11 protein-coding genes are annotated in these 16,083 nt (G+C 71.6%); 9 read left to right on the top strand and 2 right to left on the bottom strand.

All coding sequences use genetic code 11. From position 1 onward, the window contains the following. Window positions 1-48: 48 nt before the first annotated feature. The 6 genes from ACZ619_RS22435 (at window position 49) to serA (ending at window position 10,009) form a co-directional block, all read left to right on the top strand. Window positions 49-999 carry a 2-hydroxyacid dehydrogenase gene (locus ACZ619_RS22435; RefSeq protein WP_469601567.1) on the top strand — a complete coding sequence of 317 codons (951 nt, stop codon included), beginning with the start codon at window positions 49-51 and terminating at the stop codon, window positions 997-999. A 467-nt stretch (window positions 1,000-1,466) separates the two neighbouring features. After that, window positions 1,467-4,433 carry a putative bifunctional diguanylate cyclase/phosphodiesterase gene (locus ACZ619_RS22430; protein WP_469601564.1) on the top strand — a complete coding sequence of 989 codons (2,967 nt, stop codon included), beginning with the start codon at window positions 1,467-1,469 and terminating at the stop codon, window positions 4,431-4,433. Window positions 4,434-4,676: 243 nt separating this feature from the next. Then, window positions 4,677-6,527: an acetolactate synthase large subunit gene (locus ACZ619_RS22425; protein ID WP_469601562.1), complete on the top strand. Its 1,851-nt coding sequence runs from the start codon at window positions 4,677-4,679 to the stop codon at window positions 6,525-6,527. Window positions 6,528-6,549: 22 nt separating this feature from the next. After that, a complete protein-coding gene (gene ilvN / locus ACZ619_RS22420) occupies window positions 6,550-7,074 on the top strand; it encodes an acetolactate synthase small subunit (RefSeq protein ID WP_362325683.1) in 525 nt (174 codons plus the stop codon). A 120-nt stretch (window positions 7,075-7,194) separates the two neighbouring features. Continuing rightward, a complete protein-coding gene (ilvC, locus tag ACZ619_RS22415; protein ID WP_469601558.1) occupies window positions 7,195-8,193 on the top strand; it encodes a ketol-acid reductoisomerase in 999 nt (332 codons plus the stop codon). Between the two features lie 226 nt (window positions 8,194-8,419). After that, window positions 8,420-10,009 (top strand): phosphoglycerate dehydrogenase, encoded by a 1,590-nt coding sequence (gene serA / locus ACZ619_RS22410; RefSeq protein WP_469601555.1) that lies wholly within the window; start codon window positions 8,420-8,422, stop codon window positions 10,007-10,009. A gap of 64 nt (window positions 10,010-10,073) precedes the next feature. Here serA and ACZ619_RS22405 read toward each other — a convergent pair whose 3' ends face one another. Continuing rightward, window positions 10,074-11,621 carry an MFS transporter gene (locus ACZ619_RS22405; RefSeq protein WP_469601552.1) on the bottom strand — a complete coding sequence of 516 codons (1,548 nt, stop codon included), beginning with the start codon at window positions 11,619-11,621 and terminating at the stop codon, window positions 10,074-10,076. Between the two features lie 97 nt (window positions 11,622-11,718). Here ACZ619_RS22405 and ACZ619_RS22400 point away from each other — a divergent pair, with 97 nt between their 5' ends. Both ACZ619_RS22400 and ACZ619_RS22395 read left to right on the top strand, forming a co-directional pair. Then, entirely contained in the window at window positions 11,719-12,294 is a 576-nt protein-coding gene (locus ACZ619_RS22400) for a TetR/AcrR family transcriptional regulator (RefSeq protein WP_469601549.1), read from the top strand. Window positions 12,295-12,434: 140 nt separating this feature from the next. Further along, the gene (locus ACZ619_RS22395; protein WP_469601547.1) at window positions 12,435-13,610 is read left to right on the top strand and encodes a type III secretion system effector protein; all 1,176 of its coding nucleotides are present in this window, start codon (window positions 12,435-12,437) and stop codon (window positions 13,608-13,610) included. Window positions 13,611-13,658: 48 nt separating this feature from the next. Here ACZ619_RS22395 and ACZ619_RS22390 read toward each other — a convergent pair whose 3' ends face one another. After that, window positions 13,659-14,948 carry a PucR family transcriptional regulator gene (locus tag ACZ619_RS22390; protein ID WP_469601545.1) on the bottom strand — a complete coding sequence of 430 codons (1,290 nt, stop codon included), beginning with the start codon at window positions 14,946-14,948 and terminating at the stop codon, window positions 13,659-13,661. Window positions 14,949-15,090: 142 nt separating this feature from the next. Here ACZ619_RS22390 and ACZ619_RS22385 point away from each other — a divergent pair, with 142 nt between their 5' ends. Then, complete coding sequence (locus ACZ619_RS22385; protein WP_469601542.1) at window positions 15,091-16,071, top strand: proline dehydrogenase family protein; 981 nt, start codon at window positions 15,091-15,093, stop codon at window positions 16,069-16,071. Window positions 16,072-16,083: the final 12 nt, after the last annotated feature.

Here is a 16,083-nt window from a genome sequence, read left to right as displayed (position 1 = left end):
CCCAACCTAACCTCTGCGCGCCCGCACCCCTGACATAGCCTCCTGACCATGACCCACGACGTATGGCTCCCCATCCCGCCCGACGGGTTCACAGACCTGCCCGAAGGGCTCAATTACCTTTTCTGGGACGGTGACCAGGACTTTCCCGGTGACCCCGCGGACTGTGCGGTCTACGTCGTCCCCTACATGAAGCCCCAGGACGTCAAGGTGCGGCCGCTGGAGCGGATGCGCAACGTCCGGCTCGTCCAGACCCTCACCGCGGGTGTGGACGACATGATCGCGGCCCTCGACCTCATCGCCCCCGGCGTGCCGCTGTGCAACGCGCGCGGGGTGCACGACGCGAGCACCGCCGAGCTCGCCCTCACGCTGACCCTCGCCTCCCTGCGCGGCATCCCGGGGTTCGTGCGCGCCCAGCAGCAGGAGCGCTGGCAGGGCGGGTTCCACCCGGCGCTGGCCGACAGGTCCGTTCTGATCGTCGGATACGGAGCCATCGGCTCCGCCATCGAGGACCGGCTCGTGCCGTTCGAGTGTGCGCGGGTGGCGCGCGTTGCGCGCTCCGGGCGCGCATCGGCGCGCGGTCCCGTGCATCCGCTCACCGAACTTCCGCATCTGCTTCCGGAAGCGGATGTCGTCATCCTCGCCACGCCCCTCACCGACACCACGCGTGGCCTGGTCGACGCGGACTTCCTCGCCAGGATGAAGGACGGCGCCCTGCTCGTGAACGTCGCGCGCGGCCCCGTCGTCGACACCAAGGCGCTGCTCGACGAACTGGAGAGCGGCCGCCTCACCGCCGCCCTGGACGTCACCGACCCCGAGCCGCTGCCGGCCGGACATCCCCTGTGGCAGGCGCCGGGCGTGCTGATCAGCCCCCACGTCGGCGGCCCCACCTCGGCTTTCCTGCCGCGCGCCAAGCGCGTCGTCACCGAGCAGCTGAACCGTTTCGTGAACCGGGAGCCACTGCGCAACGTGATCCTTACGACGGGATCCCCCGACGCCTGACGACCGGCGCGACAGCCGCGCAATCCGCTTCCGGCACCCTCCGCGACCCCCCGGAAGCGGTGCGTACCCGCATATGCGCTGGTCGTCACGGAGCGTAGAGAAGCTATGTCCCTGAGTGACGAACCTGGTGTATCGTCCCGACAGGGGCTGCGCCGCGCACCGTTCGGCGCCGGGGATGGACATTTCAGATTCGTGAGGGGGCGACGGGCGATGCACGGCCTATGGACGAACGATCCGACGCGGCGGAGCCGCCGGCGGCGACCCTGGCGCACAGCTGCGCGCAGACGCGGCCACCACACCAGCCATCACCACCACCGCAGGCACAGCGGACGCAGGAGGCATGCGCACCCAGCGCACCGGGACCAGCGGGACCCGGGGACGGCGCGGACCGGGAGGGTCCGGTGACAGCGCCGACGCCTGTGACGACCACCCTTCCCGGAGCGCTGCGGGCACAGCCTCCGGCAGGGATGCCGCAGCCCCCCCGTCCGCCCGCCGCGGGCGGCGGCGGTGGGGCCGGCGTGGTCCGACAACTGTTACTGGCCCTGATCTGCGCGGGATACGCCGTCGGTTCCGCGCTCGACTGGGGTTCGAGCCAGGTCGCCCTGTTCATGGGCGACTTCGGCCTCACCGCGGCCGCCGGCACCGCCGCCGTGTCGTGCTTCCTCTACGCCCGCTCCCCGCGGGTCCGCTTTCGAACCGCCTGGCTGCTGTTCGCCCTCTCCTCGGCGATGGCGGCTCTGGGCAACGCGGTCTGGGGGTGGTACGAGGTCGTGCTCCAGCGGCCCGTGCCCAGCCCCAGCTACGCCGACCTCTTCTTCCTCTGCTTCGCGCCGCCCGCCATCGTCGGACTGCTGGTGCTGGCCAAACGGCCGGTGACCAGGGCCGGCTGGATCTGCCTGGCGCTGGACGCCTGGCTGATCGGCGGCTCGCTGCTCACCCTGTCGTGGAGCCTCGCGCTCGCCCAGGCCGCCCGGTTCGACGGGCCCAGCGTCGCGCACACCGCGCTCTCGCTGGCCTACCCGCTGCTGGACATCGCCCTGGTCAGCATGGTGCTCGCACTGCACTTCCGGCGCTCGCCGGGCAACCGCACCGCGGTCAACACCGCGATCGGCGCCCTCGCCCTGACCGTGATGTGCGACGCCCTGTTCACCTCGCCGCTGCTGCACAGCAGTTACCGCTCCGGCCAGCTCCTGGACGCGGGCTGGTTCGCCGGCTCGCTGCTGCTCGCCTACGCCCCCTGGGCCGCGCCCCGGCCGCCCGGCCCGCCGGAGGCCGAGGGGCACACGCGCGTGGTCCACGAGCACCTGCCCGGAGCCCGGGTCGCACCGCCCAGGCAGGCGCCCGCGCCCGCCCCGGGAGGCGATCACGGCCGGTACCCGGCGGGCCGCCCGCTGACCGGCTCCCTGGCCGCGCTCACCCCGTACCTGGCCGCCGCCGTATGCACCCTGGGCATCCTCTACAACGTCCTCGACGGCCGCAGCCCCGACCACGTCGTCCTGATCACCGCCGGCTGCGTGGTCCTCGCGCTCGTCGTGCGCCAGGGCATCATGCTGCTCGACAACATCACCCTCACCCAGGAACTGGCGCACCAGGAGAACCACTTCCGCTCCCTGGTGCAGGGCTCCAGCGACGTCATCATGATCGCCGCGCCCAACGGCATCCTCCGGTACGTCTCCCCGGCCGCCGCCGGGGTCTACGGACGGCCCGCCGAGGACCTGGTGGGCTCGGAACTGGCCAACCTCATCCACCCCGAGGACCTGGGCTGCGTGGTGCACGAGGTGCGCCGCTTCCTCGCCGCCCGGCCGCTGGAGGAACCCACCACCCGTATCGAGTGCCGTTTCCGGTCCGGCGAGGGCGGCTGGCTCAACGTCGAGTCGACCGTCAACCGGCACCACGGCGGCCTCATCTTCAACAGCCGGGACGTGACCGAGAGAGTGCGCCTCCAGGCGCAGCTCCAGCACAACGCCGAGCACGACCCGCTCACCGACCTGCCCAACCGCGCCCTGTTCACCCGGCGCGTGCAGCAGGCCCTGTCCGGGCGCCGCTCCTCCGACCGGGGCCCCGCCCTCAGGAACACGGCGGTGCTCTTCATCGACCTGGACGGGTTCAAGGCCGTCAACGACACCATCGGGCACCAGGCCGGGGACGAACTGCTCGTCCAGGCCGCGCGCAGACTCCAGGACGCGGTCCGCCACGGCGACACCGCCTCTCGGCTGGGCGGCGACGAGTTCGCGGCGCTGATCGTCGGGGACGGCACCCGTGACCACGGTGCCCGGGAGCGGCACATCCTGGAGCTCGCCGACCGCCTCAGGATGACCCTCTCCCAGCCGTACCTGATTGACGGCAACGATGTCCGTGTCAACGCGTCCATCGGTGTCGCCTTCGCCGAACCGGGCCTCGGCGCGGGCGAGTTGCTGCGCAACGCCGACCTGGCGATGTACCGGGCCAAGTCGGCCGGGAAGGGCCGCGTCGAGCTGTACAAGCCACAGATGCAGCAGGACGTCGTACGCAAGGCGGAACTGGCCACCCGGCTGCGGGCCGCCCTGCACGACGGCGAGTTCACGCTGCTGCACCAGCCCGTGGTGTGCCTGGAGGACGGCCGGATCGAATCGGTCTCCGCGCAGGCGCGCTGGCGCTCCTCGCAGGGGGTGCTGTTCACCCCGGCGGAGTTCCTGCGGGTGGCCGAGGACAGCGACAAGACCGCCGAGCTGGACCGGTGGATCTTCCAGAAGGCGGTCGAACAGGCCGCCGAGCGGGCCGCGGGCGGGCTGGTGGTGCCGGTCGCCGTGCGCACCAGCGCCCGGCGGCTGCTCGACCGGTCCTCGCCGCTCGGCTCCGTGGAGGCGCTGCTCGCCCGGCACGGGCTGCCCTCCGGGGCGCTGGTCCTGGAGCTGTCCGACACCGACCCGAGGATTCCGCTGGACGAGCTGGAGCGGCGGCTGACCGCCCTCAGCCGGGCCGGTGTCCGGATCGCGCTGGACGGCTTCGGCAGCGGCTACGCGGCCATCACCGCCCTGCGCAAGCTCCCCGTCGACGTACTCAAACTCGACCGCAGCCTGGTCGAGGGCGTCGTCGAGTCGGCCCGGCTGCACAAGATCACCAGCGGTCTGCTCAGGATCGCCTGCGACCTCGGGCTCCAGTCCGTGGCCGAGGGCGTGGACCTGCCCGAGCAGGTCACGGTGTTGCGCGCGATGGGCTGCACCCACGGGATGGGCATGGCCTTCTCCGGGCCGGTGGACGAGTACCGGCTGCGCCGGGCGCTCGGATCCGGCCATTATCCGGTTCCGCACCTCCAGGCCGAGCCGGCGTTCGCGGGCGGTGGCGCGGGGGTGTACACCAGTGGTGTGCCCGCGGTCGCCGGGGGTGTGCCCGCGGTGCTCGGAGGCGGAAGTGCCCTTCGCTCACATAATGAGACTCCCGTCCCACCCACTTGACACGTGGTGCGCGTCGGGGGGAGGGTCAGTCCCATGCGCACCCGAATTCTCGTACTTGGACAGCGCGTCGGCTGAGCTGGGCCCCACCGGAGAAGGATCCGGAAAGCCCAGCGACCACACCGGCGCGCTCCCCTCGCTTGCCTTTTGGCACGAGGGGTTTTTTGTTGCACCAGCACCAGACGTACGGACGTAGAAATCCGTACGAAACTCGCGAAAACCCTCAGCATCGAGAAGAGAATGCCGATGACCGAGCAGGCCACCGGGGCCCACCATCCGCAGCCGCGGCCCCGTTCCGGAGGACAGCAGTCCACCCCCGTCGAGCACGTCACGGGTGCGCAGTCCCTCATCCGCTCCCTCGAGGAGGTCGGCGCTGACACGGTATTCGGCATCCCCGGCGGCACGATCCTGCCCGCGTACGACCCGATGATGGACTCCACCCGGGTCCGTCACGTCCTGGTCCGCCACGAGCAGGGCGCCGGTCACGCGGCCACCGGTTACGCGCAGGCCACCGGCAAGGTCGGCGTCTGCATGGCGACCTCGGGCCCGGGTGCGACCAATCTGGTGACCCCGATCGCGGACGCCAACATGGACTCGGTGCCGCTCGTGGCGATCACCGGCCAGGTGGTCTCGGCCGCGATCGGTACGGACGCCTTCCAGGAGGCGGACATCGTCGGCATCACGATGCCGATCACCAAGCACAGCTTCCTGGTCACCAAGGCCGAGGACATCCCGCGGATCATCGCGCAGGCGTTCCACATCGCCTCCACCGGCCGCCCCGGCCCGGTCCTCGTCGACATCCCCAAGGACATCCTCCAGGCGAAGACCACCTTCTCCTGGCCGCCGGTCATGGACCTGCCCGGCTACCGCCCGGTGACCAAGCCGCACGCCAAGCAGATCCGCGAGGCCGCCAAGCTGATCACCGCCGCGAAGCGGCCGGTGCTCTACGTCGGCGGCGGTGTGATCAAGGCCGGCGCCACCGCCGAGCTGAAGGTCCTCGCCGAGCTCACCGGAGCGCCCGTCACCACCACCCTGATGGCGCTCGGCGCGTTCCCCGACAGCCACCCGCTGCACGTGGGAATGCCGGGCATGCACGGTTCGGTCACCGCCGTCACCGCGCTGCAGAAGGCCGACCTGATCGTCGCCCTCGGAGCCCGCTTCGACGACCGCGTCACCGGCAAGCTGGACAGCTTCGCCCCGTACGCCAAGATCGTCCACGCCGACATCGACCCCGCGGAGATCGGCAAGAACCGCGCCGCCGACGTGCCGATCGTCGGTGACGCCCGCGAGGTCGTCGCCGACCTGATCCAGGCGGTGCAGAAGGAGCACGGCGAGGGCCACAAGGGCGACTACAGCGCCTGGTGGAAGGACCTCTCCCGCTGGCGCGAGACCTACCCGCTCGGCTACGACCTGCCGGAGAACGGCTCGCTCTCCCCGCAGCAGGTCATCGAGCGCGTCGGACAGCTCGCCCCCGAGGGCACGATCTTCACGGCGGGCGTCGGCCAGCACCAGATGTGGGCCGCGCACTTCGTCCAGTACGAGAAGCCCGCGACCTGGCTGAACTCCGGCGGCGCCGGAACCATGGGCTACGCGGTCCCGGCCGCCATGGGTGCCAAGGCCGGCGCCCCGGACCGTACGGTCTGGGCGATCGACGGCGACGGCTGCTTCCAGATGACCAACCAGGAACTGACCACCTGCGCCCTGAACAACATCCCGATCAAGGTCGCCATCATCAACAACGGCGCCCTCGGGATGGTCCGCCAGTGGCAGACCCTGTTCTACAACCAGCGGTACTCCAACACCGTGCTGCACTCCGGGCCGGAAGACGTCAACCCGGACGCCCGCGGCACCCGGGTCCCCGACTTCGTCAAGCTGTCGGAGGCCATGGGCTGCCACGCGATCCGCTGCGAGTCCCCGGACGACCTCGACAAGGCCATCGAAGAGGCGAACTCCATCAACGACCGCCCGGTCGTCATCGACTTCATCGTCCACGAGGACGCCATGGTGTGGCCGATGGTCGCCGCCGGCACCTCCAACGACGAGATCCTCGCCGCCCGGGACCTCCGCCCCGACTTCGGCGACAACGAAGACGACTGAGCGAGAGAGACGCAGAAGAATCATGTCCAAGCACACGCTCTCCGTCCTGGTGGAGAACAAGCCGGGCATCCTGGCCCGGATCGCCGCCCTCTTCTCCCGCCGCGGCTTCAACATCGACTCGCTCGCCGTCGGCGTCACCGAGCACGCCGACATCTCCCGCATCACGATCGTGGTGAGCGTCGAAGCCCTGCCGCTGGAGCAGGTCACCAAGCAGCTCAACAAGCTCGTCGAGGTGCTGAAGATCGTCGAGCTGGAGCCCGGATCGGCCGTTCAGCGCGAACTCGTTCTGGTGAAGGTGCGCGCCGACAACGAGACGCGCTCCCAGATCGTCGAGATCGTCCAGCTGTTCCGCGCCAAGACCGTCGACGTCTCCCCGGAGGCCGTCACCATCGAGGCCACCGGCAGCAACGAGAAGCTGACCGCCATGCTCAAGATGCTGGAGCCGTTCGGCATCAAGGAGCTGGTCCAGTCCGGCACGATCGCGATCGGCCGCGGTGCCCGTTCGATCACCGACCGGTCGCTGCGCGCACTCGACCGATCTGCGTAAGGCTGGAAGCGGGCGGCCCGACGACCGTCGGCCGCCCGCATGCCGAGACCCCGAGACTTCCCTTCCACCCGCCGTCATACGGTGGGACGCAACATCTGCACACCAAGGAGAGAACCCAAAGTGGCCGAGCTGTTCTACGACGCTGACGCCGACCTGTCCATCATCCAGGGCCGCAAGGTCGCGGTCATCGGCTACGGCAGCCAGGGCCACGCCCACGCCCTGTCGCTGCGCGACTCCGGTGTCGACGTCCGCGTCGGCCTGCACGAGGGCTCCAAGTCCAAGGCCAAGGCCGAGGAGCAGGGCCTGCGCGTGGTGACCCCGGCGGAGGCCGCGGCCGAGGCCGACGTCATCATGATCCTGGTCCCGGACCCGATCCAGGCCCAGGTCTACGAGGAGTCCATCGCCCCGAACCTGAAGGACGGCGACGCGCTGTTCTTCGGTCACGGCCTGAACATCCGCTTCGACTTCATCAAGCCCCCGGCGGGCGTCGACGTCTGCATGGTCGCCCCCAAGGGCCCGGGCCACCTGGTGCGCCGTCAGTACGAGGAGGGCCGCGGCGTTCCCTGCATCGTGGCCGTCGAGCAGGACGCCACCGGCGGCGGCTTCGCGCTCGCCCTGTCCTACGCCAAGGGCATCGGCGGCACCCGCGCCGGCGTCATCAAGACCACCTTCACCGAGGAGACCGAGACCGACCTGTTCGGTGAGCAGGCGGTGCTCTGTGGCGGTACGGCCGCCCTGGTCAAGGCCGGTTTCGAGACGCTGACCGAGGCCGGCTACCAGCCGGAGATCGCGTACTTCGAGTGCCTGCACGAGCTGAAGCTGATCGTGGACCTCATGTACGAGGGCGGCCTGGAGAAGATGCGCTGGTCGATCTCCGAGACCGCCGAGTGGGGCGACTACGTCACCGGCCCGCGGATCATCACGGACGCCACCAAGGCCGAGATGAAGAAGGTCCTCGCCGAGATCCAGGACGGCACCTTCGCCCGTGAGTGGATGGCCGAGTACCACGGCGGTCTGAAGAAGTACAACGAGTACAAGCAGCAGGACTCCGAGCACCTGCTGGAGACCACCGGCAAGCAGCTGCGCAAGCTGATGAGCTGGGTGAACGAGGAGGCGTAGGCCTCAGTCGACGGGGCCGGAGCCAGTCGCTCCGGCCCCGTTGTCCACCCCGTCGAATCTCGGACGGGTGATCCTTCCGCAGAGGCGCAGGACGACTTACGCCACGCCACTACACTGCCGTACTACATACGCGTCAGGCCCACAGCGTCGTGCGTCTCCGCGGTAGCCCCCTCCACCGCCAGCGGCCGTCGGGACGGCCGTCCGCATTGGACATGTGAGGACTCACGTGAGCTCGAAACCTGTCGTACTCATCGCTGAAGAGCTGTCGCCCGCCACCGTCGACGCGCTGGGCCCGGACTTCGAGATCCGGCACACCAACGGAGCAGACCGAGCCGCGCTGCTCCCGGCCATCGCCGACGTGGACGCGATCCTGATCCGCTCCGCCACCAAGGTCGACGCCGAGGCCGTCGCCGCGGCGAAGAAGCTCAAGGTCGTCGCACGGGCCGGCGTCGGCCTGGACAACGTCGACGTCTCCGCCGCCACCAAGGCCGGCGTGATGGTCGTCAACGCGCCGACCTCCAACATCGTGACCGCCGCCGAGCTGGCCTGCGGTCTCCTCGTCGCCACCGCCCGCCACATCCCGCAGGCCAACTCGGCCCTGAAGAACGGCGAGTGGAAGCGCAGCAAGTACACCGGTGTCGAGCTCGCCGAGAAGACCCTCGGTGTCGTCGGCCTCGGCCGCATCGGCGCCCTGGTCGCGCAGCGCATGTCCGCCTTCGGCATGAAGGTCGTGGCCTACGACCCCTACATCCAGCCCGCCCGCGCCGCCCAGATGGGCGTCAAGGTGCTGTCGCTGGACGAGCTGCTGGAGGTCTCCGACTTCATCACCGTGCACCTCCCGAAGACCCCCGAGACCCTCGGCCTCATCGGTGAGGAGGCGCTGCGCAGGGTCAAGCCGTCCGTGCGCATCGTCAACGCCGCGCGCGGTGGCATCGTCGACGAGGAGGCGCTGTACGCGGCGCTGAAGGAGGGCCGGGTCGCCGGCGCCGGCCTCGACGTGTACGCGAAGGAGCCGTGCACCGACTCCCCGCTCTTCGAGCTGGACCAGGTCGTCTGCACCCCGCACCTCGGCGCCTCCACCGACGAGGCCCAGGAGAAGGCCGGTATCGCGGTCGCCAAGTCCGTCCGCCTCGCCCTCGCCGGCGAGCTGGTCCCGGACGCGGTCAACGTCCAGGGCGGTGTCATCGCCGAGGACGTCAAGCCGGGCCTGCCGCTCGCCGAGCGTCTCGGCCGCATCTTCACCGCCCTCGCGGGCGAGGTCGCGGTCCGTCTCGACGTCGAGGTGTACGGCGAGATCACCCAGCACGACGTGAAGGTGCTGGAGCTGTCCGCGCTCAAGGGCGTCTTCGAGGACGTCGTCGACGAGACGGTCTCCTACGTCAACGCGCCGCTGTTCGCGCAGGAGCGCGGTGTCGAGGTGCGCCTGACCACCAGCTCCGAGGCGAGCGAGCACCGCAACGTGGTGACCGTGCGCGGCACGCTCGCGGACGGCGAGGAGGTGTCGGTCTCCGGCACCCTGGCCGGCCCGAAGCACCTCCAGAAGATCGTCGCGGTCGGTGACTACGACGTCGACCTCGCGATCGCCGACCACCTGCTGGTGCTGCGCTACGAGGACCGTCCGGGCGTCGTCGGCACCGTCGGCCGCATCCTGGGCGAGGCGGGCATCAACATCGCCGGCATGCAGGTGGCCCGTTCCGCCGTGGGCGGCGAGGCGCTCGCCGTCCTCACCGTCGACGACACGGTGGCCCCCGGTGTGCTGGCCGAGGTCGAGGCGGAGATCGGTGCCACGTCGGCCCGCTCCGTGAACCTGGTCTAGCGCCTGACGCACGAACGCCGGGTGGGCCGACTCGCGTCGGTCCACCCGGCGTTCGCATGTCCGCCTACTCGCCGGCCCCGCGCAGCGTCACCCCCGCCGCGACCGCGGCCCCCGCCAGCAGCACCGCCCCCGCGACCGCCGCCCCCTGCATCCCGCTGGTGAACGCCTCCCGCGCGGTCCGGGCCAGCGCCTTTCCGGTGTGCCCCGGCAGCCGGTCCGCCGCGGCCAGCGCGCCGCCCAGGGTCTCGCGGGCCCCGGCCGGAGCCGTGTCCGGCATCCGGTGGCGGTAGACCGCCGTACCGATCGACCCGAGCACGGCCATGCCCAGCGCGCCGCCGAACTCCGTGCCCGTCTCCAGCAGCGAGGACACCGTCCCGGCCCGCTCCACCGGTGCCCCGCCCATCGCGAGGCCGGTCAGCTGGGACATGATCGCGACCATTCCGCAGGCGAGGACGCCGGCCCCGGTCAGCACCAGCCACAGCGAGTCGGTGCCGACGAGGGCGAGCAGCACGAACCCGGCCGCCATGGCCGCGAAGCCGCCCGCGACCACGTACCCCCGGTCCACGCCCCGCTGCACCAGCAGGGCCGTGACCGGTCCGGCGACGCCGATGAACACCGAGGGCAGCAGGCTCCACAGCGCCGCCGCGAGCGGGCTCATCCCGAGCACCGACTGGAGGTACTGGGTGGTGAAGACCGCCGAGCCCAGCATGGCGAGCGAGGCGAGGAGGTTGAGGACCAGCGCCGGGGCGAAGCCGCGGCCGCGCAGCAGGGCCGGCGGGACCAGCGGGGAGCCGGTGGTGCGCTGGCGGTGGACGAAGAGCGCGCCGAAGCACAGGCCGACGGTGACCGAGACGACGTACAGCGGGTGCCGGCCCTCGGAGGCGATCTCCTTCAGGCCGTAGACCACCGGGAGCACGGCGGCCATCGAGAGCGGGACGCTCGGCCAGTCGAAGCGGCCGGGGGAGGGGTTTCGGGACTCCGGGAGCAGGACCGGGCCGAGGACCAGCAGCAGGGCCATCGCGGGCAGGTTGACCAGGAAGACCGAGCCCCACCAGAAGTGCTCGACGAGGACGCCGCTCAGCACGGAGCCGAGCGCGATGCCGCCCGTCATCACCCCGGACCACAGTCCGATCGCCTTCGCGCGCTGGCCGGGGTCGGTGAACATGGTGCGCAGCAGGGCCATCGTCGAGGGCATCAGGGTCGCGCCGCCGACGCCGAGGACCGCGCGGGCGGCGATCAGGGTGCCGGCGCTGCCGGCGTACGCGGCGAGGAGCGAGGCGCCGCCGAAGGCCGCGGCGCCCGTCAGCAGCAGGCGGCGGCGCCCTATGCGGTCGCCCAGGGCGCCCATGGTCATCAGCAGGCCGGCCAGGACGAAGCCGTACACGTCCAGGATCCACAGCTGCTGGGTGCCGCTCGGCCGCAGGTCCGCGCCGATCGCCGGGAGGGCGAAGTAGAGGACCGAGACGTCCATCGAGACGAGGAGCAGCGGCAGCATCAGCACGCCGAGCGCCGTCCATTCGCGGCGCCCGGCAAGGGAGCCGGTCTCACCTGCGGGCGTGCCCGCGGTCAGGCACGCGGTCGTGCCCGTGGTCGTGCTCTTCGGGTTCGTCATGCCGAGAAATGTACGGCCGTATAAAACACTTGTCTAGAACGAGCGTGTAAGTCACTCGTATAGGACGTCTGTATGGATCGCGGAGTAGGGTGACCCCATGGGACACCGCGAGGATCTGCTCGAAGGCGCCAAGCGCTGCCTGCTGGAGAAGGGGTTCGCGCGGACGACGGCGCGCGACGTGGTCAGGGAGTCGGGGACCAACCTCGCCTCCATCGGCTACCACTACGGCTCCAAGGACGCGCTGCTCGCACAGGCCTACATCGCGCTGGTGGAGGAGCTGTCCTTCGAGGGCGCCGACGGCGTGCTCACCGGAGCGCCCGGCTCGCTGGAGCGGTTCCGCGAGGTCTGGACGAACATCGTCGCCAGCATGCGCGAGCCCGGCACGATGTGGCGGCTCAGCGTGGAGATCATGGCGACGGGCGATCAGCTGCCGGAGGTCCGCGACCAGTTGGCCCGCGCCCAGCGGGAGGGCGGCCGCGGGCTGACCTCGCTGATGATGGGCGTACCGGAGGAGCAGGTCTCCGACGAGACCGCCGACACCCTCGGCCGCTTCTACATGACCCTGATGTCGGGCCTGATCTCGGCGTGGACCTTCGACCCCGGCACCGCCCCCGACGGCGACGCGCTCACCGAGGGCCTGCGCCGCATCGTCGAGGCCGCCACCAGGGCCTGACCTACGCGTCCGCGTCGTTGCGGCGCCCCGGGGGCCCGCGGTGTCTGCCCCCGGGCCTGCCCTCCAGACCCTTCCCCGCGTGCCGCCGGGGGGTGAAGGATTCTTCGTCTCTGCCCTGGCGGACATGAAGGAGATGTGGCGTGCGCGCGCAGCAACGGCCCGGCGCGGTCGAGGAGACCGCGGCCGGGCGGCAGCGGTCCGGAACGGCGACCGTCCGGCCGCCCGTGCGGGACCTGAGCCCTGCGGGCGTCCGGGACCTCCAGCGGACCGCCGGCAACGAAGCGGTGACCCGGACGGTCCAGCGGCAGCGGGACCCCGTCGCGACGGTGCAGCGGACCAGGACGGCCGACCCGGAGATCCAGCCCATCGTCGACGCGGTGGAGGAGATGCTGGGCACCGCCCGGTCCCTGATCACCACGGCCCAGGGGTTCGGGTTCCGGATGCGGGGCAGGGAGAGCCAGCAGAAGCACTGCGACGACCTCGGCTCGTCCCTGGACACCGCCGAGCACATGGTCTACGGGCAGTTCCGCGCCGACGGTCCGGCCGGCCGGGCGACCAACGCGCGCACCACCGCGCTGAAGGAGCTGCTCGACGAGATCCAGCAGCGGCACATCCAGTACGTGGGCATCCTGCGCCGGTTCGGCCTGCGTCCCGTCGGCGCCGACATCGGTCCCGAGGACACCGAGGGCCTGGCCCAGCTGTCGAACACCTGGTCGCGGGTGGTCGGCGGGCAGGGCATCAGGACCTCGTCGACCCCGCGGCCGTTCGGCGAGGACCGCACGCCCGCGCCGGTGCAGGGCTTCGAGGACCAGATGCTGTCCCACCACGCCCGGCTGCTCTCCCGGCAGCACGGCCGCAACCTGGTCGGCGGTCTCACCGCCGGGGTCGCGGGCGCCGGCGCGGCCATGGTGGGCGTGGTGCCCTTCCACCCCGAGCAGATCGAGTTCATGGGCGGCAACAGCGTGGTCGGCGCGGAGGCGGCCGTCGACACGCCCGAAGGACTCGCGTCCGCCCCCGACGCCCCCGGCAGGGGCAGCACCAGCATCGTCGCCGTGCCGCACAACCTGCGGGACAGCGAGGGCGCGCAGGAGGGCGAGTCCGTCTCGCCCGCCTTCCTGGTCTACGGGCACGAGCTGATCCACGCGCAGCACAACATGCACGGCATCAACATCCGGAACATCGGCGACGAGGAGGCGGCGACCGTCACCGGCGACGCGGCCTCCACCGCCCTGCACGAGCAGCGGCGGGTGCCGGTCACCACGGAGGAGATGCTGCGCGACGAGCACGGCCTGCCGCGCCGCGGCGGCTACACGTAGCCCGCGGCCCCGTCGGCGTCACCGGCCGGGGGCTCTCCCGGCGGAGCGCTACCGGAGCCGGGACTCCTTGAGCGCCATGTGCAGGAGCAGACGGTCCTCGCCGTCGTCCAGGTCGAGGCCGGTGAGCTGTTCGACGCGGGACAGCCGGTAGTACAGCGTCTGCCGGTGGATGCCGAGCGCCGCCGCCGTGCGGCCCGCCTGGCCGGCGCAGTCGAGGTACGCCTCGGCGGTGCGGGCCAGCTCCCGGTGGGCCGGGGTGAGCAGCGGGGCGACGGCCGGGTCGGGCGCCGACTCCGGCGGCAGCGCGGTGAGCAGCCGGTACGGCCCGATGCCGCCCCACTGCGCGACCGGCCCGAAGCGGGGCTCCGCCAGCGCCGCCCGGGTCGCGCCCACCGCCTCCCGCCAGACCGTGGCCAGCTCGGCGAGCCCGGTGCGGGCCCCGCCCACGCCGGCCGCGACCGTACCGGCCGTGGCCGCGAACCCCGCGGCGACGGCGGCCGCGGTCCGTGCCCCGGCGCCGCGCAGCGCCGGGGACCGCGCGTCCCGCGCCTCCTTGAGCAGCCGTCCGGCGGCGGTCAGGGCGGGGGTGGCCACATCGGTGCTGCGCAGCCTGACCAGCACGGCGAGCCCCAGACCGGTCTCCCCCCACGGCAGCGTGCACAGCGCGGTCGCGTGCGGGACCGTGCGCGGCGACGGGGCGTCGTCCGGGTCGGCGGACGGCCAGGGGGCCACACAGAGCAGCGTGTGCGGGCCGTCGGCGCGGGCGCCCAGGGCGGTCCGCAGCTCGGCCACCGCCATGTCCCGCTGCCAGCCGCTCTCCGCGACCAGCACCGCCCGCAGCTCCCGGCCCAGCCCGGCCCCCGCCCGCGCCTCGTCCGCGAGCAGCGCCCCGAGCCGCCCGGCCACCCCCATGGCCGCGGTCAGCTGGGCGTCCGTCGGGCCCGGATCGTCGTCCAGCAGCCACACGTACCCGAGCACGACACCCCGATGGCGTACCGGCAGGCAGATCCTGCCCCGGTACACCCCGGCCTCCGGGGTCGGCGGGATGCGGACCGGTCCGGTCGCCCGGGTGATGCCGAAGCCCTCGAACCAGGTGCGGACCGCCGCCGTGGAGCGCCGGGTCAGGATCGAGCGGGTGCGGACCGGGTCCAGCGCCGACGGGTCGAGGTCGCCCTCGCTGTCGTAGGCACCGAAGGCGATCAGCTCGAAGTCGCGGTTCTCCAGGGTCGCCGGGACGCCCAGCAGCTCCGAGATCTCGTCGACCAGCTCCTGGTAGTCACCCTTGAATTCCGACGTCACCCGGGCATTCTCCCGCAGTTCCCCGGGGCCTTCATACATCTGTCTGAGATCTGTGGCACGGATGCGTGACAGCTGTCGATGGCCCACGATCGGAGGGATCCTTAACTTTCACGGTGGTTCCCCGTGCCGTATCCACTCCGTCGGATCGCGGCTGTTCTGGCATGTGTTGTGGAGGTGCCCCGTGCTGGGTCCCGTGATTCTCGCCGCGTCGCGCAGCGACCGGATGCGCCGACTGATCTCGGCGGCTCCGGTGACGAAGCAGGTCGTCGACCGGTTCATCCCCGGAGAGACGGTCGACGACATCGTCCCGATCATCGAGCGGCTCACCGACCGCGGTCTGGAGCTGACGATGGACGTCGTCGGCGAGGACATCACCACCCCCGAGCAGGCCACCGCCGCCCGGGACGCCTACCTCGCCCTCGTCGCGCGGCTGAAGGACCTCGGCCTCGGCGAGCGCGTCGAGATGTCGGTCAAGCTCTCGATGTTCGGCCAGGCCCTCCCGTCGCCCACCACCACCCTGCTCGAAGGGCCCTCCGGGCCCGCCCCCGCATTCCAGGGCGGCCACGAGCTCGCCCTGGCGAACGTACGGCCCGTGGTCGAGGCGGCGGCCGCCATCGGCACGACCGTCACCCTCGACGCCGAGGACCACACCACCCTCGACTCGATGTTCGCCATCCACGAGGAACTGCGCCGCGACTTCCCGCAGACCGGTTGCGTCATCCAGGCCTACCTCTTCCGCACCGAGGCCGACGCCCGCCGCCTCGCCGAGGCCGGCAGCCGCGTCCGCCTGGTCAAGGGCGCCTACAAGGAGCCCGCCGAGGTCGCGTACCAGCAGAAGGGCGAGATCGACAAGGCGTACGTGCGGATCCTGCGCACGCTGATGGAGGGCGAGGGGTACCCGATGGTCGGCTCCCACGACCCGCGCCTCATCTCCATCGCCCAGGAGCTCGCCCGGCGCGCGGGCCGCAAGCCCGACGAGTACGAGTTCCAGATGCTGTACGGCATCCGCGGCGACGAGCACCTGCGGCTCGCCGCCGAGGGCCACCGCATGCGCGTCTACACCGCCTACGGCACCGACTGGTACGGCTACTTCATGCGGCGGCTCGCGGAGAAGCCGGCGAACCTGCGCTTCTTCCTCCGCTCGATGATCAGCAAGGGCTGAGCCCCAGCACGC

The sequence above is a fragment of the Streptomyces sp. NPDC104367 genome (assembly GCF_055583825.1).
This window is presented reverse-complemented; position numbering and strand designations above follow the sequence as displayed.

What these genes read in the sequence shown, in the direction of transcription:
- ACZ619_RS22435 (WP_469601567.1), top strand. Translation starts at nt 49, where the DNA reads ATGACCCACGACGTATGGCTCCCCATCCCGCCCGACGGGTTCACAGAC.
- ACZ619_RS22430 (WP_469601564.1), top strand. Translation starts at nt 1,467, where the DNA reads ATGCCGCAGCCCCCCCGTCCGCCCGCCGCGGGCGGCGGCGGTGGGGCC.
- ACZ619_RS22425 (WP_469601562.1), top strand. Translation starts at nt 4,677, where the DNA reads ATGACCGAGCAGGCCACCGGGGCCCACCATCCGCAGCCGCGGCCCCGT.
- ilvN (WP_362325683.1), top strand. Translation starts at nt 6,550, where the DNA reads ATGTCCAAGCACACGCTCTCCGTCCTGGTGGAGAACAAGCCGGGCATC.
- ACZ619_RS22405 (WP_469601552.1), bottom strand. Translation starts at nt 11,621, where the DNA reads ATGACGAACCCGAAGAGCACGACCACGGGCACGACCGCGTGCCTGACC.
- ACZ619_RS22400 (WP_469601549.1), top strand. Translation starts at nt 11,719, where the DNA reads ATGGGACACCGCGAGGATCTGCTCGAAGGCGCCAAGCGCTGCCTGCTG.
- ACZ619_RS22390 (WP_469601545.1), bottom strand. Translation starts at nt 14,948, where the DNA reads ATGTATGAAGGCCCCGGGGAACTGCGGGAGAATGCCCGGGTGACGTCG.